The organism is Mucilaginibacter celer, from assembly GCF_003576455.2.
In the GTDB taxonomy this organism is placed as follows: Bacteria; Bacteroidota; Bacteroidia; order Sphingobacteriales; family Sphingobacteriaceae; genus Mucilaginibacter; species Mucilaginibacter celer.
Window position 1 is genome coordinate 1,002,507 of sequence record NZ_CP032869.1, and the last position, 26,127, is coordinate 1,028,633.

17 protein-coding genes are annotated in these 26,127 nt (G+C 47.6%); all 17 read left to right on the top strand.

Annotated elements, in window-relative coordinates; genetic code table 11:
* The first annotated feature begins 330 nt into the window (after positions 1-330).
* From HYN43_RS04030 to HYN43_RS04105, 17 genes are read left to right on the top strand one after another with little or no spacing between them, the layout of a single operon-like run.
* The gene (locus tag HYN43_RS04030) at positions 331-915 is read left to right on the top strand and encodes a Pvc16 family protein (RefSeq protein ID WP_119408236.1); all 585 of its coding nucleotides are present in this window, start codon (positions 331-333) and stop codon (positions 913-915) included.
* A gap of 38 nt (positions 916-953) precedes the next feature.
* Positions 954-2,144: a hypothetical protein gene (locus HYN43_RS04035; protein WP_119408237.1), complete on the top strand. Its 1,191-nt coding sequence runs from the start codon at positions 954-956 to the stop codon at positions 2,142-2,144.
* A gap of 18 nt (positions 2,145-2,162) precedes the next feature.
* A complete protein-coding gene (locus HYN43_RS04040) occupies positions 2,163-3,614 on the top strand; it encodes a phage tail sheath family protein (protein WP_119408238.1) in 1,452 nt (483 codons plus the stop codon).
* An 11-nt stretch (positions 3,615-3,625) separates the two neighbouring features.
* Positions 3,626-5,620, top strand: a complete 1,995-nt coding sequence (locus HYN43_RS30695) for a phage tail sheath C-terminal domain-containing protein (protein WP_119408239.1) — start codon at positions 3,626-3,628, stop codon at positions 5,618-5,620.
* Positions 5,621-5,659: 39 nt separating this feature from the next.
* Complete coding sequence (locus HYN43_RS04050; protein ID WP_119408240.1) at positions 5,660-6,091, top strand: phage tail protein; 432 nt, start codon at positions 5,660-5,662, stop codon at positions 6,089-6,091.
* A 2-nt stretch (positions 6,092-6,093) separates the two neighbouring features.
* Complete coding sequence (locus tag HYN43_RS04055; protein WP_119408241.1) at positions 6,094-6,552, top strand: phage tail protein; 459 nt, start codon at positions 6,094-6,096, stop codon at positions 6,550-6,552.
* 4 nt (positions 6,553-6,556) lie between these two features.
* Entirely contained in the window at positions 6,557-6,733 is a 177-nt protein-coding gene (locus tag HYN43_RS30155) for a DUF5908 family protein (RefSeq protein ID WP_162996304.1), read from the top strand.
* Positions 6,733-7,404, top strand: a complete 672-nt coding sequence (locus HYN43_RS04060) for a CIS tube protein (protein ID WP_119408242.1) — start codon at positions 6,733-6,735, stop codon at positions 7,402-7,404. The genes HYN43_RS30155 and HYN43_RS04060 overlap by 1 nt, the downstream gene beginning before the upstream one ends.
* 7 nt (positions 7,405-7,411) lie before the next feature.
* Positions 7,412-9,163, top strand: coding sequence for a type VI secretion system tip protein VgrG (gene vgrG, locus HYN43_RS04065; protein ID WP_119408243.1), 1,752 nt, complete (start codon positions 7,412-7,414; stop codon positions 9,161-9,163).
* 9 nt (positions 9,164-9,172) lie between these two features.
* Positions 9,173-9,463, top strand: a complete 291-nt coding sequence (locus HYN43_RS04070) for a PAAR domain-containing protein (RefSeq protein ID WP_119408244.1) — start codon at positions 9,173-9,175, stop codon at positions 9,461-9,463.
* Between the two features lie 5 nt (positions 9,464-9,468).
* Positions 9,469-9,891, top strand: a complete 423-nt coding sequence (locus tag HYN43_RS04075; protein WP_119408245.1) for a GPW/gp25 family protein — start codon at positions 9,469-9,471, stop codon at positions 9,889-9,891.
* 8 nt (positions 9,892-9,899) lie between these two features.
* Positions 9,900-13,202 carry a baseplate J/gp47 family protein gene (locus HYN43_RS04080; RefSeq protein WP_119408246.1) on the top strand — a complete coding sequence of 1,101 codons (3,303 nt, stop codon included), beginning with the start codon at positions 9,900-9,902 and terminating at the stop codon, positions 13,200-13,202.
* On the top strand, positions 13,199-15,910 hold the full coding sequence (locus HYN43_RS04085) for a hypothetical protein (RefSeq protein WP_119408247.1): 2,712 nt from the start codon (positions 13,199-13,201) through the stop codon (positions 15,908-15,910). The genes HYN43_RS04080 and HYN43_RS04085 overlap by 4 nt, the downstream gene beginning before the upstream one ends.
* Before the next feature lie 18 nt (positions 15,911-15,928).
* On the top strand, positions 15,929-19,945 hold the full coding sequence (locus HYN43_RS04090; protein ID WP_119408248.1) for a hypothetical protein: 4,017 nt from the start codon (positions 15,929-15,931) through the stop codon (positions 19,943-19,945).
* Between the two features lie 8 nt (positions 19,946-19,953).
* Entirely contained in the window at positions 19,954-21,528 is a 1,575-nt protein-coding gene (locus HYN43_RS04095; protein WP_119408249.1) for a contractile injection system tape measure protein, read from the top strand.
* Positions 21,525-25,139, top strand: coding sequence for an eCIS core domain-containing protein (locus HYN43_RS04100; RefSeq protein WP_162996305.1), 3,615 nt, complete (start codon positions 21,525-21,527; stop codon positions 25,137-25,139). The genes HYN43_RS04095 and HYN43_RS04100 overlap by 4 nt, the downstream gene beginning before the upstream one ends.
* Positions 25,136-26,122, top strand: coding sequence for a tetratricopeptide repeat protein (locus HYN43_RS04105; protein ID WP_119408251.1), 987 nt, complete (start codon positions 25,136-25,138; stop codon positions 26,120-26,122). Before HYN43_RS04100 ends, HYN43_RS04105 begins: the two co-directional genes overlap by 4 nt.
* Positions 26,123-26,127 lie beyond the last annotated feature (5 nt).

Below are 26,127 nucleotides of genomic sequence, written 5' to 3' on the forward strand. Positions count from 1 at the left end.
TGAAGGAATTACCCGAATGCTTTTCAAATTCTATAAATTCAAATAATTCCCCCAAATTCGGGTTCAGACAAAAAGTAAATCCTGTATATCCAACTAATCCCCCAAATCCCGGTTCAGAAATTTAACCGCCAGTAAATTTGTTTTTTAACCATAAATTAAAGGTTTTGCGTTGAATTAACCCATTCAGCCATACGTATTTATACGTTTTTCAATAGCGTAGATACACGCGGGCAATTACGTGCAGGCACTTGCAAATTATAAAAGCCTGATAGCCAACTTTACATCAACATCAGCGGGTTACCGCAGCCACCTATAAACACATCTATTATCATGATTTACCAGGCCGTAAGTTTTTTAGCCGAGCAGTTAAATAATTATCTCAAAACCACCGACGGTAATTCGACACTTGCCTCAAATTTTACGCAACTTAAAAATGTTGCGCACCTGAGCGACGACGAAATCAAGAACCTGGAAAATGTCCTGGTAACGCTGGTAAACATCTCCGAAGAGTTTACCATGAAAAACATTCCCAACTATGTGCGCGATGGCGACAACATCAATTACCGCAACGCGCCTATGTACCTTAACCTGTATGTGCTGTTTTCGGCTTGTTTGCATACCTCGTACGAAAAATCGCTCATCTTCCTGTCGCACATTGTAGAGTTTTTCCAGGGGAAGAACACGTTCACCAAACAAAACAGTCCCACTACGAAAGTTGGCCTTGGCGATTTTCGCCTCATACTGGATATCTATTCGCCCACATTTGAGCAGGCCAACTACCTGTGGAGCACGCTGGGCGGCAAGCAGTTTCCTTATGTACTGTACCGGGTTAGGCTGGTAGAGATCCTGAGGGATAACGTAAGCGAAACACGCGGCATCATCAAGAAAATTGAACTGAGCGAGAAACTGAGTTAATGATTTGTGCGGGAGATTGACCTGTAAATTATAACCTTATGACACTCAACCTGAACTACGAAACGCTTTTCGAGATCAATATCCGTCACCATTATCACCTGGACGATGGAGATAAGCTCTTCGATACACTTACCGCCGATGCGCAGGTAAACCTGTTGAAACGCTATGATATCGGCAGCTTTTTGTACATCGTGCCAACCAAAGCTACCCGCGCAAAGTTTGCCGGTTTGCATGTGGTTTATAAGCAAACACCAACCGGCATCATCACCGGTGTGCCCTATACTTTAGACGCGGGAAAAGAAAAACCGCAGCTGGTACCGGCAGATAATGACGTATTCAGTTTTAACCTAAGCATTACTGATGGCCTGTTTGCAAACTATAGCTCATTGCCTTTGCAGGCACCGGCCGGCATGGTGTATTATTTTACCAATGATCCTTCGTATTTGCCACGTGTATCGCCGGCATTAACTGCCACGCCAAACGTGTACAAGGCAGCAACCGATTATTACCCCGGCGATATGCTGGTTGATAACCAGGCCGCACCAACAAAGCTCTTCATTGCACAAAAGAAAAATAACCTCGATCCGGCTGCAGGAGGGACACCGGCAGGCAACTGGATCACCGACACGCTGGTAGGCGGCAAACCTTTGGCTTACGCCGGGAATAACGACCTGATCCAACAGTTCGGTCGGATTTTCATCTACCAGGTAACCGTAGCCGGCAAAGCGCCCGATCTGATAATTAAAGACCGCCTCGGCAACACCGTAAACGTGCTTACCAGCATGGAAAGCGGCGACTTAAATATCATCAAAGCCGATATGGGCGATTTGCCCGAAGGTTTATACACAGCACATTTAAGCACCGCCGATGCCAGTTATAAAGATGATTTTGCTTTTTACTACAGCCAGGATGCATCGGCCTGGGCATTTATCGATATCTGTGTAAAAACAGGTAACGCGGTTTATAACCTGTTGCAGGGCGATACTACACTGAAATCGCCGGTGTTTAGTTTGCGGTTTAAAAACCGGGCAACCTACTGGCGCTACATCGGTAAAACTTTCGGCGCGGCATCGGTAAGTGATAACCCGCTGCCATTAACCCGGCAGGGCTTTTTAAGTGTAAAAGTAAAAGACAAAGACAATAAGCCTACAACGGTCGACCTGCCCAACGCAACAGCCTCGCTTATAAAACCAGAAACCAACCAGATTTTTTCAGACATATTTTTTTAGGATTTAAAAAACAGTAATATGGCAACAACATACAAAACTCCGGGTGTTTACGTGGAAGAGATTCCGCTCCTACCTCCATCGGTGGCCGAGGTTGAAACGGCTATCCCTGCCTTTATAGGCTACACACAAAACATTACTTACAACGGGGCGTCATTGCAATACAACCCTGTAAGGATTAAATCGCTTAAAGAGTATGAACAGATTTTTGGTTTCCCTGAAAATACAGTGTTCATAACCACAGGCGCAGCGGGTGTTAAAATTAACAAAAGCGGTACAGCCTTTACATTGGATACCGTGCTTACCGATCCGTACACCACCTTAAAATTCAGGATGTACTATTGTTTGCAGCTTTATTTTGCAAACGGCGGTGGGCCGTGCTACATTTCTTCGGCCGGGCAAACCGGTTCGGCGGTAGTTCCGAGCGAAGTTGACCTGGGTAAGGCGCTTGATGCCGTTCAGAAAGAAGATGAACCAACCATTATTTTATATACCGATGCGGTAAATATTACAGATCCTACCAAATATTACGGTCTGTTTACCAGTGCACTAACACAAGCAGCCTTTTTGCAGGACAGGGTGGTATTGATAGACCCATTGATTGCCGCTGCCGACAAGGGAAAAAAAGCCTTCGCCGATATAGCAACCGAGTTTCGCGGTAAAATAGGTGTAAACAACCTGAGCTATGGTGCCGCCTACTATCCATGGCTGCAAACCAGCATCAGCTATTTTTTAGACGAAACCAAGCAGAAGGTTATTGCCGGATCGGGCGTAACAACAGCCGACATTCCGAATAATTCGGTACTGCGCGATGATAAAAACACCGGGACATCCATCTACCACCTCAACAGCGATCTGTACAATACCATCAAACAGCAAATTGATCAGTTCGCCCTTATTTTGCCACCTGCTGCAGCTATAGCCGGTGTTTATGCCTCGGTAGATAATACCCGCGGTGTTTGGAAAGCACCTGCCAACCTGAGCCTTAACATGGTAGCCGCGCCAATGGTAAAAATTGACGATGCCGACCAGGAAGATATGAATGTTACCAGCACCGGTAAATCGGTAAATGCTATCAGGACTTTCTCGGGCAAAGGTGTGTTGGTTTGGGGTGCGCGCACGCTGGCCGGTAATGATAACGAGTGGCGTTACATATCGGTAAGGCGTTTCTTTAATATGGTTGAAGAATCGGTTAAAAATTCAACCCAGCCATTTGTATTTGAGCCTAACGATGGCAATACCTGGGCCAAAGTGCGCGGTATGATAGCCAATTTTTTAATACTGCAATGGCGTGCCGGTGCTTTACAGGGTGCCAAACCGGAGGACGCGTTTTTTGTACACGTTGGCCTTGGCGAAACCATGACCTCGCTGGATATACTGGAAGGCCGCCTCATAGTTGAAGTGGGCATGGCAGTGGTACGCCCGGCCGAGTTCATTATCCTGAAGTTCAGTCATAAAATGGTTCAATCTTAAATCAATTAATCATGGCTTATAAAACACCCGGCGTTTATGTGCAGGAAATTGCACTTTTTCCGCCATCAGTAGCCCAGGTTGAAACCGCAATCCCGGCCTTTATCGGTTACACGGCCTTTGCCCTAACGCCCGATGGCAAAACATTGGCCAATACCCCAACGCGTATCAAATCGCTGCTGGAGTTTGAGAGCCTTTTTGGCACGGCATACATCCAGGTGGCGTATAACGTAACCATCGATCCTGCCAATAACCATATTCTGGGCGTGTTGCCTGATAAGCGCTTTCATTTATACAATGCCTTAAGACAGTATTTTGATAATGGCGGCGGTCCTTGTTATATCGTTTCGGTAGGTAGTTTTGCCGATACTATAGGTTTTCAACCGTTATCAGATGGTATTGCCACGCTCAGCGCTTACGATGAACCGACACTGATCCTTTTCCCGGACGCGGTTGAACTGCTGGACGCTACCAAAAAGCCCGACCTGCTTAAATTCAGCTCACTGCAAACTCAGGCTCTGGCCTTGTGCGCCCGAATGCAGGACAGGTTTTCGATCCTCGATGTTTTGCAGGGCGATAAACCGCAGAATGTAAGCTACAAACCTATTGATGATTTCCGTAATTCTGTTGGCCTCAATAACCTTAATTATGGCGCGGCTTATTATCCGTGGATCATTACCAGCTATGCCGTAAATGTGGATTTCAGGCAGTTGGTATTTTGGGATAATGCCAATCCAACACCCAATAAAATCACCAATTATGATGCCTTTTCAAAAAGCCAGGCCGAAAAAGATCTGGTAACTGCTCTGCAAAATGCAATGAGCGACACCGATAAGGTAATAGCCCAGGTTTTCAGCACCCAGGCCGATAAGGATGCACTAAGGTTAGGCGGTATTGACGCTATTAAGGCCAAACTATCGGTTTTTGTAAATAACCTGATCAAAAATGTTACTGCCGATACACAGACAACCGGTTACATGAATCTGGTATCCTCAGTTGCTGTAGCTTTCAAAAAAGCAAAAGCAGCTATTCCGGCAAATTCTCCGCTTAATGTGGATATCGACCGGATGGCCAAGGATAAAAAATTGACCGATGCCATTGTAAAGCTGGTATCCATCGAAAAAAATGTAACCGTAAAACCAAACATGCCCGGCCGCGATCCCAAAACCATTTATGGCGTTTTAGACGGAACCGATTGGCTGCAGGGCTTAACTTTTGATACAGCCCCGATTACGCCGGATGTGTACACCCATAATGCGGTTGGCGGCCTTAACATCGTCAAGGCGGTTACAGATACCCTGAATACCATCCTCAGCTATTTTGCGGCATTACTTAGCGGCGCGCAGTTTTATGAAAATCAGGCCGAGCAGGCCCTGTTTGCGGGTAACGCCTTTTTTAACGGTGTAAATGTGGCTACCGGACTTGAAATGAGCACCATGCCGCCATCCGGTTCCATTGCCGGTGTATATGCTAATGTTGATGGTGCTCGCGGCGTTTGGAAAGCACCTGCCAATGTAAGCCTTAACAACGTGGTAGGCCCGGTAGTTAAAATAGATAACAGCGATCAGGATGATATGAACGTTACCTCAACCGGTAAATCAATCAATGCCATCAGGGCGTTTGCAGGTCGTGGTACCCTGGTTTGGGGGGCGCGTACGTTGGCCGGTAATGATAACGAGTGGCGTTACATCCCGGTAAGGCGTTTCTTTATCATGGTTGAAGAATCGGTAAAAAAAGCTACCTACCCATTTGTGTTTGAAAACAATGATGCCAACACCTGGACAAAAATGCGGGTAATGGTTCAAAACTTTTTAACACTGCAATGGCGTGCGGGAGCGCTGCAAGGTGCCAAACCCGAAGACGCGTTTTTTGTACACGTAGGCCTTAACGAAACCATGACTGCCCAGGACATATTGGAGGGCCGCATGATAGTTGAAATAGGTATGGCTGTAGTAAGGCCGGCCGAGTTTATCATTCTGCGCTTTATGCACAAAATGATGGAGAGTTAATCAAATTAATCAATTGAATTTCATTTAATAACAAATAAAATGGCAAATTATCCTCTACCAAAATTCCATTTCCAGGTTGACTGGGGTGGCACACGTATCGGTTTTACCGAAGTTACCGGCTTACAGATTGAAACCGAAGTGGTTGAATACCGCGAAGGCAGCAGCAAGGAGTACAACAAGGTAAAAATGCCCGGTATGCGTAAATACGGCAACATCACCCTTAAACGGGGCACCTTTGCCAACGATAATGAGTTTTATGATTGGATGAACACCGTAAAACTAAACCAGATAGAACGCCGCGACCTTACCATCAACCTGTTGAATGAAGAGCACCAGCCGGTAGTTACCTGGTCGGTTAAAAATGCCTTCCCGGTTAAGATCCAGTCGGCCGATTTAAAGGCAGATGCTAACGAGGCTGCTATTGAAACTTTGGAAGTTGCACACGAAGGTTTAACCATTAAAAACGGCTAAACATGGCCTTCGACGCTAAATCGGGTTATCCGCCTTTAGGCTTCCACTTTAAAGTGACGTTTACTGGCATTGGCGAGGAAGAGATCGACAGCCGTTTCCAGAATGTATCGGGCCTATCTATGGAGATGGAAACCGAGAGCAGAAAGGAGGGCGGTGAAAACCGCTTTGAGCACGCCTTACCGGTACGGGCCAAGTTCCCGGCGCTGGTATTGAAGCGCGGGCTGATCACCGAATCGAAACTACTGGTGGATTGGTGTAATAACGTGTTCAATAATTTTATTATCGAACCAAAAGACCTCACCGTTAGCCTGCTTAACGAAGAGCACGACCCGCTTTTAACCTGGAATGTAGTGCAGGCCTGGCCAAAAAAATGGAGCCTGAGCGATTTGAATGCCGAGCAAAACAGCATCGCTATTGAAAGCTTTGAGTTGCAGTACCAGTATTACACCCTTCAAACCTGATGTTATGCCTATCGAGATCAGAGAACTCAACATCCGCGTAAGCGTAAACCAAAGCCCTGCCGAACAGGATGCAAAACCAAGCGGAAGCAGCGGCGGTGGCGGCGGTGCCGACAAGGACGAGATCATTGCCGAATGCGTGGAGCAGATTTTGGAAATATTGAAAAATAAAAACGAACGCTGATGCCTGATAACGTAACCAAAATGAAGATTGTGGCCTGGTCCGATCCTCAGAACAAAAAGGAGGAAGGCTCCATGTTTGTGCAGGTGAATCCTGAAAGCTACAGCCAGAAAATTGAGATCAAATATTCTGACAAGCAGGCGCAAGGCACATCGGGTAAGCTGCCCAAATTCTCCAAGATCGAGCCGCAGAAAATGGATTTTGAACTGATGTTTGATCGTACCGGGGTGATCAACGGCGCTACTGCCGGCGAACTGGGGGTTGACGAGGATATCGAGAACCTGCAAAAGCTCATCATTGAGTACCAGGGCGATAAGCACCGGCCACGCTTTGTAAGCATTTACTGGGGAACGTTGCAATTTGATGGCGCGCTCGAATCGATGGACATCAGCTATAAACTGTTTGATAGCCAGGGCAGGCCCCTGAGGGCGATAGTGAAAACATCGTTCATCGGCTCGGTTGAAGATAAAAAGCGGGTAGCTAAAGAAAACGCCCAATCGCCCGATTTGATGAAAGTACGGGTAATTAACGAGGGTGATACCCTGCCGCTGCTCTGCTACGAAATGTATGGCGATTCGAAGTATTACATTGAAGTAGCCCGTGTAAACGGCCTTAACGATTTCAGGTACTTAACCACAGGTTCAAAGATCAAGTTTCCACCATTAAACCAATAATAACATCATGGCCGATAGCCGCACCATAGAAACCACCAGGCCCGGTACCGTTGTTACCCCCGTTGTAAAAATTGAGGGTACCGAAATACCGCGTACCATGCAGGTGGAAGCTATTGTGATTGATAAAGGCGTGAACCGCATAGCCGCCGCCAAACTGGTAATTATGGATGGCGACAGCTCGGCCCAAAAGTTTGATGCCAGCAACGGCGACCTGTTTGTGCCGGGAAAAAGTATCGAGATACTGTGCGGTTATCAATCTGATAACTACACCCTGTTTAAAGGTGTGGTGATAAAACATAGCATCAAGCTGCGCAATAGCGGCTCGCAACTGGTAATTGAATGCCGTGATAAGGCCATAGCCATGACTCTGGCCCGCCACAGCAAATACTTTGGCGAAAAGGTGAAGGACAGTGATGCTATTACAACTCTGGCTGGCAATTACAGCGGTTTAACCGCTGATGTAGCCACCATGAACGTAACCACAAGCGATTTGGTACAATACGAGGCCACCGACTGGGATTTCATCACCGCCCGTGCCGAAGCAAACGGCATGCTGGTTTACACTGATGATAATACGCTATCCATCAAAGCCCCTGAATTAAGCGGCAGCCCGGTTGTAGAGTTATCATTTGGTGCCACCATGCTGGAGTTGGATGCCGAGATCGATTCACGGATCCAGTTCCCGTCCGTAACCGGCCGCACCTGGAACCCGGCCTCGCAGGAGATTGAAAAGGTTGATGCCAATCCGCCATCAAGCGAGATGAACGGCAACCTTACGGCCGATGACCTGGCAGGTGTGTTTAACGAAAAGGATTTTCACCTGAACCATGGAGGCAAGCTTACCCAACCCGAGCTACAGGCCTGGGCAACAGGCATGAAACTGAAACAGGTGCTCTCCAAAGTACGCGGCAGGGTGAAATTTAAAGGCATCCACACCGTAAAACCCGGTATGATCATTAAGCTGAGCAACCTAAGCGACCGCTTTAACGGCAACGCTTTTGTAAGCCACATCCAACACCATGTATCCGCCGGAGACTGGCAACTGGAAGTACAGTTTGGATTAGATCCGCAATGGTTTGCCGAAAAATTTGAGACCAGTATCAAACCAGCCTCAGCATTGATCCAGGCGGTACCCGGCTTGCAGATAGGGGTAGTAACCCAACTGGAAAGCGACCCGGATGGCGAATGCCGCATACTGGTACGGATGCCGGTAATCAGCCCGGACGAGCAGGGCATCTGGGCCCGGGTAGCCACCTTAGATGCCGGTAAAGAACGTGGCAGTTTCTTTTTGCCCGAGGTGGGCGATGAAGTGGTAGTAGGCTTTTTAAACAGTGATCCCCGCAAACCCGTGGTACTGGGCATGCTGAACAGCAGCAACAAAACCGCGCCGCTACAGGCTGCCGATGCCAATAACCAAAAAGGCTTTGTAACCCGCAGCAAAATGAAAATGATTTTTGATGATGATAAAAAATCAGTCACTATCGAAACGCCTGCCGGGAAAAAAATAACGATGGATGAAGATGCCGGGGCGATTGAGCTGAAGGACGAAAACAACAACTCCATCAAAATGAACAGCGACGGGATCACCATCGAAACCAAAGGAAAACTGGTTTTAAAAGCCCAGCAGGATTTTAATGCCGAGGGAATGAATGTAAGCCTGAAAGCCAATACCTCGTTCGCGGCCGAAGGATCGGCCGGTGTGGAGGTGAAATCGAGCGGAACGGCAACGCTTAAAGGTGCAATTGTACAAATAAACTAATAGCAAAAAATGGGAGCAGCAGCACGGATAGGCGATATGCACGTATGCCCTATGTTTAACGGTCCGGCACCTCATGTAGGTGGGCCTGTGATGGGGCCGGGGGTACCAACGGTACTTATTGGCGGCATGCCTGCCGTTTGCGTGGGCGATATGTGTACTTGTGCCGGTCCGCCCGATTCGATCATCAAGGGCTCGGCAACGGTGATGATAGGCGGAAAGCCCGCCGCCCGTATGGGCGATAGCACAGCCCACGGCGGATCGATAGTGTTAGGCTGCCCAACAGTAATCATCGGAGGCTGAAGAAAATGGAACCAAAAATAGCTTTTATAGGCAGGGGCTGGAGTTTTCCGCCCAGTTTTGATAACCACGGCGGTAAAGTAGAAATGCTTACCGACGAGGCCGATATCGAAAGCAGCCTCGGCATATTGTTCACTACCCGCCTGGGCGAGCGCGTAATGCAGCCAACTTTTGGCTGCGATTTACAAAATGTAGTTTTTGAGGCCGTGAACCTCACCCTTAAAACCTACATCAAAGATTTGATTGAAACCGCCGTACTGTACTTTGAACCAAGGATAACGCTTAACAGCACCGACGTTGACAGCAGTATGGATAATGAAGGGATTTTGCTTATCAAGCTTAATTACACGGTGCGTACCACCAATTCGAGGTACAATTACGTGTTCCCTTTTTATAAAAATGACCTTACCAGTATCATGACCAACAAATAGAACTAACCATGGCCTGTAACGATAAAAATCCGCTTCAACGTGATGGCTCAAGCCAGTCGCAGCGCTTTCTGAAAGCGCTCGATCCAGCCTACGCCCCAATTGAGGAATTGGGCATGGAAGATTGGCTAACGTTCGCGGCCGCTTATGCTGATAAACTTAACTACTACTCGCTTAAAGACAGCGACCACCCGCAGGGCGACTGGAAACCCTTCTTTATCCAGGATAAAAAAGCCCTGCAGGATTTTCTGAAACAGGTTGAAGTAAAAATACAGAATGCTGATCTGGGCTTTCCCGATTCGAGCATCAAAAGCGATGTAGAGCCACACCTGGCGCTGTTCATGAGCTTTATTATGCTCCTCCAGCACTCAAAAGATGCCCTGAACCAGTTTACCGGCCGCCACCTCGATTTTTATTTTAAGCAGGTATTACAACTCCGTAATCGCCCCGAGGTACCCGATAAGGTACACGTAATATTTGAACTGGCCCGCAACCTAACCGGTTTCCTTTTGCCGCAAGGCACCGCGCTTGATGCCGGGAAGGATAAAAGCACTAAACCGCGGCCCATAGTATTTAAAACCAACAGCGAACTGGCCGTAAACAGCGCCACCATAGCCGCCATGAAAAGCTGGTACAGGGCTGATGCTGATAAACGGGTTGCTTATGCCGATGTAAGTTTTTCGGCAGATGGTTTGGGTACGCCTTTTAAGGATGATGTGCCTAAATGGAACCCTTTTGGCAATGTTAGCTGGCCAACGGCTTCGATGGGTTTTGCCTTTGCATCAAAAGTTTTATTGATGAACGAGGGCGACCGGACCATCACCCTAACGCTTAACTTTAACGCGCTGGATACCATTGATGCGACCGCGCTGCCGAAATTGTTTAAAGCATTTGTAACCTCCGAGAAAGACTGGATCCAGGCAGATTTTCCAACCACAGATGCTTTTGTGGTTAAAAGCAACCAGTTGATTATTACGGTAAACATCCCCGCAAAGGCCAAGGCTATAGTACCGTACGACCCGGCAATTCATAAAGAACATTACAAAACCGATTTTCCGGTTATCCGCCTGCTGATGAATGTGCAGGATAAGGCTTACCCGGTTTACCAGGCGCTGCGCAAAGCCAAGCTTAACAATGTAACTATTGATGTGCAGGTAAAAGGGATGAAAAACCTTTCGGTAGAGAACGATAACGGCAAAGTTGATCCATCCAAACCGTTTTTTCCTTACGGGGCACTTCCGCAGGCCGGTTCAAACCTGTATATCGGCAACGCCGAAATCTTCCAAAAAAACTGGACACAGATCACCCCAAATATTGAATGGAAGGGTGTACCTGCCGATTTGAAAAGTTATTACACCGCGTACCGTGTAAACTATCTGCTGCCAACCTTAACGCCCAGCGGCTATGATATTACTGCGGCCGCGAGCAGCGAACCTAAAGATGAAACCGGTGGCGGCAGGGTAATAACCGGGAGCGATAGTTTCAAAGCAAAAGTTTATTATATCAAAGAGGGCAAATGGGTAGCCCCGGCAGTGAGCGAGGTAAATGCGCTGAGCAACACATTTAATATTGATCAGCCTAACAATAATCCGTCTGTAAACACCGCCGCGCCTTTCATTAATAAATACCTGTATTTTAATGTATCCGGCAGTTATAATCACGGCAGCGGTCCGCTGGCCGAAAAGGCTTTGGTGCAGCAGTATGTGCAGCCTATGCAGGCCTTTTTTCCGGTGGTTGGGTTTATCGGCTTTCAGCGGGCAAGTACCCCGGTGCAAACCCAAACCGAAAATTTTTCGGGTGCGGTAAAGGATAATTACATCCGCCTGAGCCTGCAGCGCGATTTTTTGCATAACGCGTACCCGCAATTATTTGCTATCGCGCTTACCGATACATCAAAAACAAAAATAATCCCGAAGCAACCTTATACGCCGGAGATTTCATCGTTAACCCTTGATTACAAAGCATCGGCCAGCAATAAAATTGACGAGCTAACAGGCACTAACGACAATTCTGGTTTGTTGACGGACTACATTAACCACAGCGTACAGTTTTTTCATGAAACCCCTTTTGGCCAGGCCGAGCAGCATGCTTTCCTTAAAAAACAATATCACGGTTTAATTGCCGATAATATCAGCGCCATGCCTAAAGTGCCTGATCTGGCCGGGTTTTATATTGGTATCGCGGATATAGAAACCGGCTCGGTAGCCAGCATTTTATTCCAGGTTGCTGAGGGGAGTGAAGATGCGCTTTCGCCATCCTTTACCGATACTATCCAACCTAAATGGTACTACCTATCAGGCAATGAATGGCTGGCTTTGGATAAGAAAAATATCATCAGCGATGATACCAACGATTTTTTACGATCAGGCATTATCCGGTTTTTGATCCCCGAAGGTGCTACTACCAATAACACTTTTCTTAACCAAAGCCTTACCTGGCTCGGCGTAGAGTTACCCGCTTCGGTGAGTATCAATTCGGTTTGTAAATTCATAAACGTACATATCCAGGCCGCAGAAGCTGAGTTTGATGATAATGACAATGAGTTATCGCACCTGGCAAGCGGCCTGCCCGCAGGCACCATCAGTAAATTGGTGGACAGGCTGCCGCAGATCAAATCCATCACACAGCCTTATGCGTCCTTTGGTGGATTGTTGCCTGAAGATGATGGAGCTTTCAGATTGAGAGTGAGCGAAAGGCTTAGGCATAAACACCGGGCCATCACCATTTGGGATTATGAGCATCTGGTAATGGCACAATTCCCGCAGGTGTTCAGGGTAAAATGCCTTAACCATACTGATGATAGCAGCGAGGTGGCACCCGGCAGCGTGCGGGTGGTGGCTATCCCTGATATCCGCAATCAGATCAGTTTTGATCCTTTTAAACCCCGCGTAAGCAAAAACACTTTGAGCGAGATCACCAAATACCTCTCGGGCCTCAACTCGCAGCATGTTGATTTGCTTACGATCAACCCCGATTATGAAGAAGTGATCCTATCCTTTAAAGTGAAATTTTATTTCGGACTGGATGAAAACCTGTACGCGGCCAAACTGAATACCGACCTGATCAATTACCTGTCGCCCTGGGCTTTTAACCAGAACGCCGATATTGATTTTGGCGGCACGCTGTACAAAAGCGTAATGATCCGCTTTATTGAAGAACTATCTTATGTTGATTATATAGCCGATTTTAAAATGTACTTCACCGCCACCGGGCCCGCAAATCCCGATGTGCTGGAGGCAGGCAACTCGAAAGCCATCCTGGTATCGGCCAAACAACACATTATTGATACCCAAACCGTACCCGTATGCCCATGACCGATCAGTTAACCATACCCAAAGAAATTGATACCAGCCTTGGGCCTGAGTACAATACCCTGCGCACCGAGGGCATGCAGCACATCCGCGACCTCGCCAGCGCCATCTGGACGGATTATAACGTGCACGATCCGGGCATCACCACGCTCGAGATGCTGTGCTACGCCCTTACCGATCTTAACTATCGCATCACCCTGCCGGTAGAAAACATAGTTGCTGTTGACCATGACAACACCACCAGCATGCACCGGCAATTTCTATCGGCCATTAAAATATTACCAACCTACCCGGTTACCGCCGATGATTACCGCCAGCTTTTTGTGCGGATTGATGGGGTACGCAATGCCTGGATAAAAAAATCACCGCACAGTATAATCGCCAATTATAAACAACCGGATGGTAAAGCTTTACTGCGCTACGCCAAACCCGCAGAAGCTGCAAAAAGCGGTGAAGAAGTGAAATTTGATCTGAAAGGCATCAACGATATCCTGATAGATTTTGAAGATTTTCCCGAATTGGAAGGTGATGAAACCAAAATAAAAGCCAGGCAGGATGGCATCATCAAACAAATAAAATCGGTTTATCACTATTTCCGCGAGTTGTGCGAAGATCTTGACCAGGTTAAAGCCGTTGATAAACAGGAAATAGTGGTTTGTGCCGAGATAGAGCTGCAACCCCAGGCCGATCCGGAAATGATCTGGGCGCAGATCATGTTCAACATCGAGCAGTATTTAACACCCGATATCCGCTTTTACCTATTGCAGGAATTGTTGGACAAAGGCATGCAGCCCGACGAGATATTTGAAGGCCCGGTAATGGATTTTGCCAACCTGCAAGGCATCGATACCCAGTTTGCTAAACAGGGTTTTATTATCCCTGCCGAGCTTGCCGCTTCGCAATTGCGTACCGAAGTCCGCCTGTCTGATCTATACCGTATCATTATGGAGATTGACGGCGTGCGGCTGGTAAAACGCATCTCATTCGGTTTCTGCGGATGTACCGCGCCGCAGAGTGAGGTAGCCGATAAAATCTACAAATCAAACGAATGGCTGCTTTGCGTAGCCGCCGGGTATAAACCGGTGCTTTGCGAAACCAACTCATCCTTCACTTTTTATAAAGATGTTGTCCCCATCGAACTAAAACAAAACGAAGCCGATGCCGACCTGGATAAACTCCGCAAGGATTGGCAGGAAAGCGTTGAAGCGAAAAAAATAGTTGACCTGCCCGTACCCGAAGGCGATTACCGCGACATAGGCCACTACGAAACCCTGCAAAACCAGTTCCCCGAAAACTATGGCGTCTCGCCGCTGGGCTTATCAGACACCGCCACTACCGAGCAACGCTCGCTGGCGCTGCAACTGAAAGCTTACCTGTTATTTTATGATCAGGTGCTGGCTAACTATTTCGCTCAGTTATCAAACGCCAGGGTGCTTTTAACAGCCGATGACAGCATCCGCAAAACCTATTTCGGCAACGTAGTGAACAGCGTGCGCGATGCTGATAAAATTGTAGAGGGCTACGCGCAATGGCAGCAAATGGTTGATGGTGTGATTACCGATATACGCCAGGACAACTATCCCGAAAGGAAAAACAAATTTTTGGATCATTTACTGGCCCGCTTTGCCGAGCAGTTTAACGAGTACGTATTTTTAATGTACCGTATTTATGGCGAGGATTACCAGCGCAACATCATCAGGCATAAAGTAAAGTTTTTGAAAGACTACGACCAGATGAGCATTTGCCGCGGCGCCGGGATGGACCTCTACAACACCAAAACCACCGATGAGCAACTGGTAAACGTATCGGGCATGGAAAAACGCATCTCTATGCAATTGGGCTTCTCTAACTATAAAATGCAGCAACTGGCCGTTGAAGATTACCTGCTCTTTAAATCGGATGCTACTCATTACAACTGGACTATCTCGCAGCTGGGCGTGGTGAAATTTAAAGGCAATGCCAATTTTTCCAAAGAGATTGATGCCTATGAAGATCTGGGCCTGGTATCTGTTCTGGCTTGCGATAGGGAAAATTACCGCTTAAGTCCGGGTGCTACGGCAGGCAAATATGTTTACAACATTGCCAACGCGAAGGGTACGCTGCTTACTAATAATGATATGGAGTTTAGCGCCGCGGCTATTGAAACCGAGATTGCCTACATCATCAAATTTATGCAGAACGATTTTAAGATGGAGGGCATGTACGTGATTGAAAACATCCTGCTTCGCCCGCCATTTGATTACGCCGGCGATGATAAAACCAATCACCAGTTTATGCCGGTTTGCCTTGATCCCAACGGCGAGTTCTGTAAACCGCTTGATCCGTATTCGTTCCGCGTTTGTGTGGTATTGCCGGGCTACAGCGTAAGGCTGCGTGATACCGCGTTCCGGGCCTATGCCGAGCGGCTGATCCGTACTGAAACACCCGCGCATATCTTACCAAGGATTTGCTTTATCGGCCACGACCAGATGGTGGATTTTGAAAAGCTTTACAAAGAATGGCTTGCCGCCAAACATATAGCCGTAAGCACCGATACCTCGATGGACCCGGTACTGAACAGCAAATTTATCGACCTGATAGAAAAACTGTACACCGTTTACCAGCAGGGCCAGCTAAGCGATTGCGACGATGATACCCAGGAAACCAACCCGATCATATTGAATAAAACCAGCCTTGGCACCTTGCAGGGTGGTACAAATAAAAACAGTTAAAACCTAAATGAAAAAGCCATGCCTCCAGTAACCAACATAAAGCTTACCGATATCACTTTAGAGTATAACTCCTTTGTTGATAGCCAGGTGCTTACCGCCAAGCAGTTAAATGATATTGTAGATTTTTTTGAAGATCAGCAGCGCCTTACCCGTACCTGCTTAATAGGGGTGGGCCTGGTATGCGGTTTAAGTTTTAAAGGCGATGCCAATGGCATTACCGTCTGCAAAGGCTGCGGCGTAACCACTGATGGCGACCTGCTGTACCTGCCCGAAACCGTTTACAAAAACTTCAGGGCTTATGATAATTCGCTTATTAAATACCCGCCATTTTATCCCCTGGGTACAGATAGTGCCCAGATGGATTTATGGGAGTTGGTTGCTGCCGATGATAAAGGAGCGTTCCCGGCAGATAGCAGTCCGCTTACCACTTTTAAAACCAAAACCGGTAACGAGCTTTTAGAAATGTATGGTTTGCTGTATCTGGAATACTACTCCAAAGACCCCGATGCCTGTACCGCGATAGATTGCGATAACCAGGGCCGCAAACAGGTGGCGCGGCCAAAAGTGCTGCTGGTATCGCAGGCCAACATGAACCAGATTATTGAGCAAAGCGGGTCGGAGGTTATTTATGATGATATTTATAAAAAGTACTTCAACGCCTATAATTCGTATATCGATGCGCCGGTACTGGCCGCCCGCCGGGTGTTTTTAAACTCGCAAAATATAGCCTCATCATCAACACTTACAGCGGCTTTTGCCAATACGGCCAAAAACGGTGCATCGGCATTGGTGAACGCCATCAAATCATTGTACGGCACTTTCAAGTTTGTGCTCGATCCGCAGTCGGCTTATTCTATAGATGGTATTGCCGCTATCATTAATGCCACCTTGAGTATTTCAACCGCGCCGTTGCAGGCTCAGTACCTGTACGATTTTTATAAGGATCTGTTAGCCACCTATAATGAGTTGCGCGCCTTGCTGGTTGACATTGTTTACCAGTGTTGCCCTAATATTTACGCTTTTCCTAAGCATATTATGCTGGGGGCATTAACAGCTACGCCAACCGCAAGGCCAACGGCATATCGTCACCGGTTTTACGCCTCGCCTGCGGTGAGTGTCAACCGCGAGAAACTGAACGCGGCTATCAACCTGTTGGATAGGTTGAGCATCATGAGCAGTGCCTTTGCGCCATCGGCAAACGCGGGCGTAAAAATTACCCCATCGGTTGATAACAGCAAACCTGTTGAAGCAAGGGCTATCCCTTTTTATTACGGTAAAACTGTGGCCCTCGCCCAAAAATGGAGCTATAGCCGTTGGCTGCAAGGTACCGATAAACTGATATTAGGCTATAACGCCAGCCAGTATTCTCCGGCTAACGACGCGGTGGTGAACCCTTTAAGTTATTCGATTGACGGCAATAACTTTTTCAGGATAGAGGGGCACATTGGTAAAACGTATACCGATGCCATGGAAGCGGTAGAAAAGATCAGAACGGAAACCAATTTGCCTTTTGATGTGGCCGCCATTCGCCTGGGCAATGTAACACTTGATGATATCGACATAAACGATTATGCCTGCCAGTTTAACGATCTGGAGGCGACACTGCGCGCTTTCCAGGCCGAACAAAACTGCCTTTATGGCGATGTGAGCCAGTTTTTTTCAAGCTTCAATACCAAAACCGGTTATGCCGTAGCCAAAGAGGTAAAATACGAAATACAGGGCCAGGTACTTGAATTTGCCAACGAAGAAGAAGCGGCTGCGCCCGTTGTTACGGAAAAGCGCGCAGCCAAGGCAGAGGACACCGGTGCGCAACCTGCTGCTGCCCAGCAGGAGGTAACTACCGGGTATGCCATCAATAAAAAGTATGTGATGGATGGCGGTATCGACGCGGTTGATAACAATATTAATAAAGTGCAGGGTGCCCTGGGCTCGTATATTGATCTCATCCGGCAGAAGGGAGCGGTTAGTATATCAGATTATGCCCAGGCCGTTGGCGTACTTGTTGATGTTTCGCAAACAGGTTCGTACGAGCAGGCTATAGCGGTTGATATCCCTATCCGGATGATCGCCGGAACACGCAACATCAGCCAATGGCTGCCCGACAGGCTGGTGGATATTGACGAAGACACCATCGATAACTTTACCGCCAAATTGGACGAACTGTGCGACGAAGTAAGATCGGCAGCCAAAAAAAGCCGCGAAATATTTGCCAAGCCCGATTATGTGCGCAAAGGTTATGAAGACGACTATGAGTTGCAACTATGGCGCTTATCAGAAAACTGTTGCGCCGGCCAGGCATTGGCCGTGATATTAAAAGAGATACAAGACCGCAAAACCAAGCTGCTGCAACAGCTTACTTTCGCGGCATACTCGGCCAGTCATACCGGTTTGGAGCATTTGGCCGGGGTACCTGCCGGGGGCACTTTTGTAATGGTGTATGCCGCTACTGCGAATACACCTAAGCCCACCACGGCTCCGGATAAACGCTTTGGAGATGAGCGGTTTTCGCCCTTGCAAGACGACAAACGCTTTGTTAAAGGCTTTGAGGATGATAGGGACATGATGGAGTATGTAGCGAAAAATGTAGATTATGAGGATATACCGGATGCGATAAAATACTACGAAAACCTATCCAAACGGAGATATAACCCCAAAAACGAAGCCGTTATAATTGCAAAAACGCAGGAACTGGCGAGGAGGTACGGCAAGGAAAGGGAGGTAGCCGCCACCCCCGATGTACCCGTGGATGTGGTATTTGCTGATTTCTGCCTGCCATATATGTGCTGTTCGGATTGCCCGCCGGTGGGCTTTATTATGCCTAAGCCGCAGGTTGGTTTGAGCCTGCCTAAAGCCGTGGCCTGCTCGGATGAAGGTTTGTTGCCGTTTAAGGTAAGTCCTGTTGATGGTATTATTAAAGCCTCGGCCGGTTTTGAGGATACTGTGGTGAGTAAAGAGGGGGATAAGATCACCTACTTTGATACCACCAAAGTTAAAGACGGCTCATTTGGCCAGGCCATTAAGTTCACCGTGAACGAACAGCCAACCGAATGTACCATCACCGTATTTAAACACCCCGAAGTTACGCCAACTGCCGATCCGAGCGATACCACCAGCTATGCCGTTTACATCCGCCTGGGGGCAGATACCAACCAAAAAGAAGGTGATTCGTTTGCTTACACCTGGACATTGCCTGATGGGCAGGTACATGCCAACCTAACTTCGCCGGATGATTTGGCGATATTACAGTACGATTTTCTCCGTAAAAACTTCCCTGATGGTAAAATTACCTTTAAACTTTCGGTAACCAATCACGATTGTACCGATACTAAAACGGTTGATTATACGGTAGAGATTCCGGAAGAACCTGTTGTGCTGCAACTGGATAAGGGCGAAGTATGCTCGGACGAGGGGAACGTGAACTTTACAACCGTACAGCCCGAAGGTGGTATAGTTACCTCCAAAACTTTGGGCGAGCAGGTGAAATTACTGGGTAGCCAATGGGTTGTGGATCCATCCAAAGGTCCGTTCGAGAAAAAGATAAGCGACTTTATGGTGAATGATAAACCCGCGCCAGATTGCGCCATCCTGATCCACGAGCACCCGGTTGCTGCCTTTGAATATAAAGTGGTTACGGATGCGGCCAAGGGAGTGGCTACGGTAACGCTTACCAACAAAACGGCTAATGCAGCGAATTTCAAATTTATCTGGCAGTTTGATGATGGCACAACCAGCACCGAAGTTAACATGGTGAAAACATTCCCGATGGCTAATTATCCGCGCGGCCGCAATACCACCATTATACTTACCGCTATTAACGGCAAGTTTGATAAATGCCGCTCAACCTTTAACCCGGGGCCGATAGCACTGCCTGCCGGCATAAGCCAAACCTTTGTTACCCGTTTACCTGCAAGTGAAACAACCATCCAGGATCCGGCACCAAAACTTACGGTAAAACAAGACCCGACAATAAAAGCGGAGACAACCCCAAAGATCGATCCCACAACAATCAAAAAAGATCCGGGAGCAACCAAATAATATAAGCAATGGGCAAGGGTAAACATATCATCCATAAGCTGGTACTGCAAATTGAAGTGCCGCGGCGTAATACTGCCCAACAGGTGCAGGACGATGCCGTACGCCACTTTGAGCAGGTACTGTTGAAGCAACTGCAAAAACTGCTGGATGAAATGGATGTGCCCGGCCACGTGCTGATAGATAAAATAGACCTCGACCTCGGTTCGGGGAAGCTGGAAACTGTTTTTGAGCAGCTAACAGCAAGCCTTGGCAAGGCGCTTGATCCGGTGGTAAATCCTTCGGCATTACCCAGTAACGAAGAGGAAGAAGCAGAGATCCTACACCTTACACTAACCGAAGAGCAAAAGGCATTTAATGTGTTTATGCATTTTATCAGCACCGGCAGGTTGCCCTGGTACGCAGCTACGGATACCGATTGGCTGCAACAGGAAGCGCTGTGGTTTAGTAACCTATTATCGGTTTTAGTAAGAGATAGTGTTTCAAAATCAAAACTGATCAGGCTGTTTAATGCCTCATCAGTAGCCCTGAGCAGGTTGTTTAAGCAATTTGATATAGTATCTGTAAAAAAACTAATTGTTGTTTTATTGGCGATAGATGAGCAACAGGTACAGAAAACCGTTGAAGCAATTGCACAGCAAATCCGGTTAATTGTTAGGGGAGAAGCGGGAGCGGATGAGCAGCAAACAATAGCTTTGTTAAAGGATGATAGCGGGAACGATAAAGAGAGTGATAAAAACAACCAGGGGGAGAATGACCCTATATCAATCGGGCATAAAAAAGCCGGTACAAATCTGAATTTTGAGCAGGCTGAATTATCTGAAGTTATTGAAAAAACGCTTCTTGCGCTTTGGCTCCGTATGGGTACCACTTCTCTTACCTCGGAAGGGTTGGGAAGCAAGATTGCGCTATTAATAATCGATCTGCTGCAAACATCAGCTCGGCCATCTATATCAAAACTGATTGAAATTGCCGATTCTGTAGTCAAAACAGAAACTCCATTACCGGCCTCTCCGCAGAAAAACAAACCAACACTAACTCCCCACAGGGATGAGGAAACTAACCCGGTGCAAAAAGAAGACGAAGGCGGCATTTATGTAAGCCAGGCCGGTTTGGTGATCCTGCACCCGTTTTTAGAATACTTTTTTAAAGATTTCGGTTTGTTGCAGGATAATGATTTCGTAGATCTGCCGGCGAGGCAACTGGCCGTTCACCTGTTGCATTACCTCGGTACTGGCAATACCAACGCTTTTGAATACGACTTGTATTTCGAAAAGTTTTTATGCCGATGGCCCGCAGATGAGCCCCTGGAGCGCGAAGTGGAAATCCCTCAAAGGATGCTTGAAGAAGGCGACAATATGCTGCGCACGGTAATTAAATACTGGAAAGCGCTGAAAAACACCTCGACTGAAGGCCTGCGCGAAGGTTTCCTGAACCGGAACGGAAAACTGATAGAAGCCGAACAGCCCGCCCGATTGATTGTGGAACGGATGGATATGGATATCCTGCTATCAACCCTGCCCTGGGGAATGGGCGTAGTTAAATTACCATGGATGGTTGAACCTTTTTACGTGGAATGGCAATGAAAACACCGCAAAAGGCAGCACCCGCCAATACCAAACAAGCGCAACCCGGCAATCAGCAGGCTTCGAAAGATAATTTCTTTTCGGCCACGCATGAAGCCGAACAGGCCAAAGAGTCGCCTTTTTTTGAAGGTCCCCGCGTACAGCGCAAAATGACAGTTAACGAACCTGGCGATCATTTCGAAAAGCAAGCCGACCAGGTTGCCGATAAGGTCGTGCAACACATCAATCAGCCCAAAACACCAACTGCAACTGCTGCTGCCACTGCAACTAATTCCACCCCTGCTACTGCAACTGCCACTGCTACTACCCCTGCAGTTCAAAAAAAGGAAGATAAAAAGGAAGATAGACAGGAAAAAGAGCAAAACAGCGGCGATAAGGAACTACAGCGCCGCCCCATTTTTGAAAGCGACGGCGACCCGAACGAGGGCAATACATTAAAACGCAGCAGCCAGGCCGCCGTGCCCGACGTATCGCCTCAAACCCAGCAAAAAATTGAAAGCAGCAAAGGCGGTGGCGAACCGCTGCCCGCCAACACCCGCGAAGAAATGGAAGGCGCCATGGGTACGGATTTAAGCGCGGTACGCATCCATAACAACAGCGAGGCTGCCGGGTTGAGTAAAAACCTGCAGGCCCAGGCTTTTACTCATGGTAATGATATTTACTTTGATTCGGGCAAGTATGATACGCAGAGTAAACAGGGCCAGCATTTGCTGGCGCATGAGGTGGCGCATACCGTGCAGCAAAGCGGTGGTGGGGTGCAGAAAAAGGCTATTCAACGGGCGCCAACCATGGGAGTAGCATCTCCGGTTATAGGAGCTGGTATCAAAGCAGATGCTGCCAATCCTATTAACACGCTTTCGCAGGCCATCTTTATACCTTCCGTTCAAATTCCCGATCTGAAATATAATATGATGCCTTCAACAAGCAATTACACTTTCAGAAAGGTTAATGGCGGAGGAAAACATATAGATGAATGGAACAAGATTGCGGCAACCGGAGGAACCTTTGCAACCGAGTTTGAAACTAAGCGGCAGACTGAGTTAGGTGCGGCGGCAACCTCTGCTACGTATTTCTTAACATTGCCAAACGAAAAGAAAGGCACCTCTTTAAGCCATATTATTACCGGCGATGTGGCCGCTATTCAGGCCACCGCGGCGCGGCCATTTTGGGATGCAGCAGGTGCTAATGTAGATGGCGGTTATGATGTTGACCATAAAGTTGAAACGCAATTAGGCGGGGTGGATGGTACCGAGAACTTCTGGATGCTGGAATCGGCTACAAACCGGTCGTCGGGCTCAAAGATAGATAAAGAGCTTACTGCGAAAATAACATTGGCTTTATCAACAATGACGATGCCTGCCGGTCAAACTGCTCCTGATGTTGATACAATTCAAAAAACTTATGCAATTACTGTAGGTAGTTTTACCAAAGGCCTTCCTATTACCGGCCAGGGTAGGGGCTGGGAAAAAACCGAGATTCAAAATGGCGCGCATTTGAAAGGGCTTTCGTTCCTTTCAACTGCAGAGCAAAATAAATTCAAATTATCTGATGCGCACCGCCTGCAGTTAATCACCAGCGAAAGGTTTGGTGCGATGGACGGCATACAAGTCCCTTCGGGCACGGTGCAAACAGCAGGCGCCTCTTTTGATATCAAGGGCGTGCAGCGTAAATTCGGGGCAATAAGTACCAGGAGCGCGCACGTTGAAGTTAAAGATGTAAAGTACACGCACCAGGATCAGCCTGTTATCATGAGTACAGGATCAAAGGGAAGTGCCACCTTAGAGGCTTTTCAAAATAATGCTTTCTTAGCTCCTGTGGTGCTTGCTGATCATGAAATTACTCCTGTGCCTGGTATTTATGGTGGGCGTTTCAACAAGGCATCGCTCAAATCCAAGTTAAGCGCAGGGCTTACCGCCAAAGGTTTTAGTCCTATTACAATAGATGATATTGATCTCGATCCAGGCGCAGGTTTTGTTGGATTTGGTAAGATCAATACAGATGTGCCCTTCATTAAAGGCTCGGCCATTGATATCATATTTGATGCCGATGGGATCAAGATCAGAAAAGTATTTGATACCGGCGAGTTGAAGGTGCCTCCACCCTTTAAGGTAACCGCGTCATCGTTGGAGGTTTATGCTGCTACATCCGGAATCGGGGTGAAAGGCATGGCCAATTTTGAAATAAAAGGTTTAGGAAAAGGTCAGGTGGGGGCCAAAGCTAATTCTGCGGGTGAGTTCGCGCTCGACGGATCTTTTGATTTCGATTCAAAAACTTTTAACCCGGCGCAAATAAAGGCATCATACGCAAATGGTGAGTTCAGCGCCTCAGGAGATATTGGCATTCCGGCAGGTAAAGTAAAGGGCTTAAAATCTGCACATATCAAAATTGATTATGCCAAAGGCGTTTTCAATGCTTCGGGCACCGCCGAACCGGATATCAAAGGCGTAAAAAGCGCCGAGATTCATGTTACTTACGCTAATGAAACACTGGTAATTGGCGGCAGCTTTGTGCTGGATGAAAACATCCCCGGTATCCAAAGCGGCAGCGGTTCGGTGGAGGTTACCCGCGGGCCTGATGAAATTTACCATGTTAAGGCCAATGGTATTGCCGTACCTAAAATACCAAAAATCAATTCGCAGCTTACCATCGCTTACGATGATGGGGCGTTAACCATCGAAGGCAAAGCGTCCTATACGGCCGAAAGGGTATCGGGCGATGTAACTGTAGGCGCAACAAACCGTGCCATTGCTGCCGACGGCACACCATCGGGACCTGCCGGAGATAAGTTTACCGCTTATGGTTCGGGCAAATTAACCCTTAAAGTTACCGATTGGCTGCAGGCCTCGGCCAGTGTAAAAGTAACTCCGGCTGGGGAGATCGAAGTTGTGGGTAGGTTAGAGCTGCCATCGGCGGTTGATATCTTCCCGCAAAAATCTATCGATAAACAACTGTTTAAAGCGCCAACTATCGAGATCCCGCTGTTTGCTATCCCATTGGGCCCACGTAGTATCGGCGTGGTGGCAACCATTAACGGCGGGTTGGATTTTAAAGCCAGCGTAGGGCCGGGGCAGTTAAAAGATGTTTTCGGGCAAATTCAGTTCAATCCTTCGCATCCTGAAGATACGGTGATCTCGGGCGGGGCCAAATTCTCTATCCCGGCTAAGGCGGGCATCCAGCTACATGCCGATTTGGGTGTGGGCCTGAGTATTGGCGTGGCCAGTGTTACCGGTGGTATTGAGGTGCGGGGTGGTCTGGGTTTGGAGGGAGAGGCGAGCGCGGCTGTTGATCTGGCCTGGTCGCCAACCAAAGGTTTTGAGTTTAATGCCCTGGGCGAGATAGAGGTACACCCTAAATTCACCTTTGATGTAAATGCCTTGCTGAGAGCCTCGCTTGATCTGGGCTTGTTCGATATCTCGAAAGAATGGCGTAAAAACCTGGCCTCATTTAGCTATGGTCCTGATCTGCAGGTGAAAGTGTCGCTGCCTGTTCATTATAAAGACGGCGAACCGTTTGATGTTAAAACCGACGATATAAAAGTTACCTACCCGGATATCAATATCCCCGAAATAGCGGGTGGCATAGCCGATAAAGTTAAAGAAGAAATGTTATGAGCAACCAAAGCCAACTAACCGAACTGATAAACCTTGGTGCTATGCACCACCTTAACGGCAATTTTGTGGTTGCCGACGAGTACTACGCGAAAGCCGCGGATTTGAATCAGCCAAGTGTAACCCTGCTGAATAACCGGGGCATGCTATTATACCAGCAACATAAATTTACCGAAGCCTTGCCACTGTTTGAACGGGCTATTGAAATAGATGCGGAGAACGCCACCGCCTGGCTCAATCTTGCCAATACTAAAGTGTTACTGGCTCAATATGAGGATGCCTATAATGCCTTTAAGCAAAGTATTCGGCTTAAAAATGAGCAGTTTGAAGCCTGGGAAGGGCTTGCTAAATTATATATGCTTTCGGCCGATATGGAAAGTGCTGAAACGTGCTGGTTACGGGCCATCGAACTTAGTCCGGCTAATTTAAACCTGTTGATGGGAGTCGCCCAGGTTTACCTGTCTACCGGAAAATATAACGAGGCTTTTGATTTGGCAGGGCATGTTTTATCCGAAAATCCACAGCATGGCCGGGCTTGGCAAACCGCAGGGTTGGCGCAGTTAATGGTAAAAAACTATGCTTCGGCAAAAGCTTACCTCAATCAGTATTTATTGTTTTTTCCTGCGGATGTTGCTGTGCGAAACCATTTGGCCGTAGCCTGCCTGCAAAGCGGCGATATGCTTGAAGGTGCCGCCGAGTATGAGCGGATATTGGAATATGACCCGGATAATGAAGATGTACGCTTAAATACGGGTGTGCTTTGTTTGGGTTTTGATCGTTTTGTTGATGCCTTGCAGCATTTTGATCTGCTGCTTGAAAAACATCCGGATAATAACAAAGGGAAGCTATACCGGGGCATCGCGTTAGCAAACCTCAGCGAAAAAGCCAGGGCCAGGCAGGTGTTTGAAGATTTGCTGAACAACCAACCCGGCGAATGGGCCGCTCATGCCCAAAAACAACTCGATCTGTTAAATAACTTAAACTAACCTAT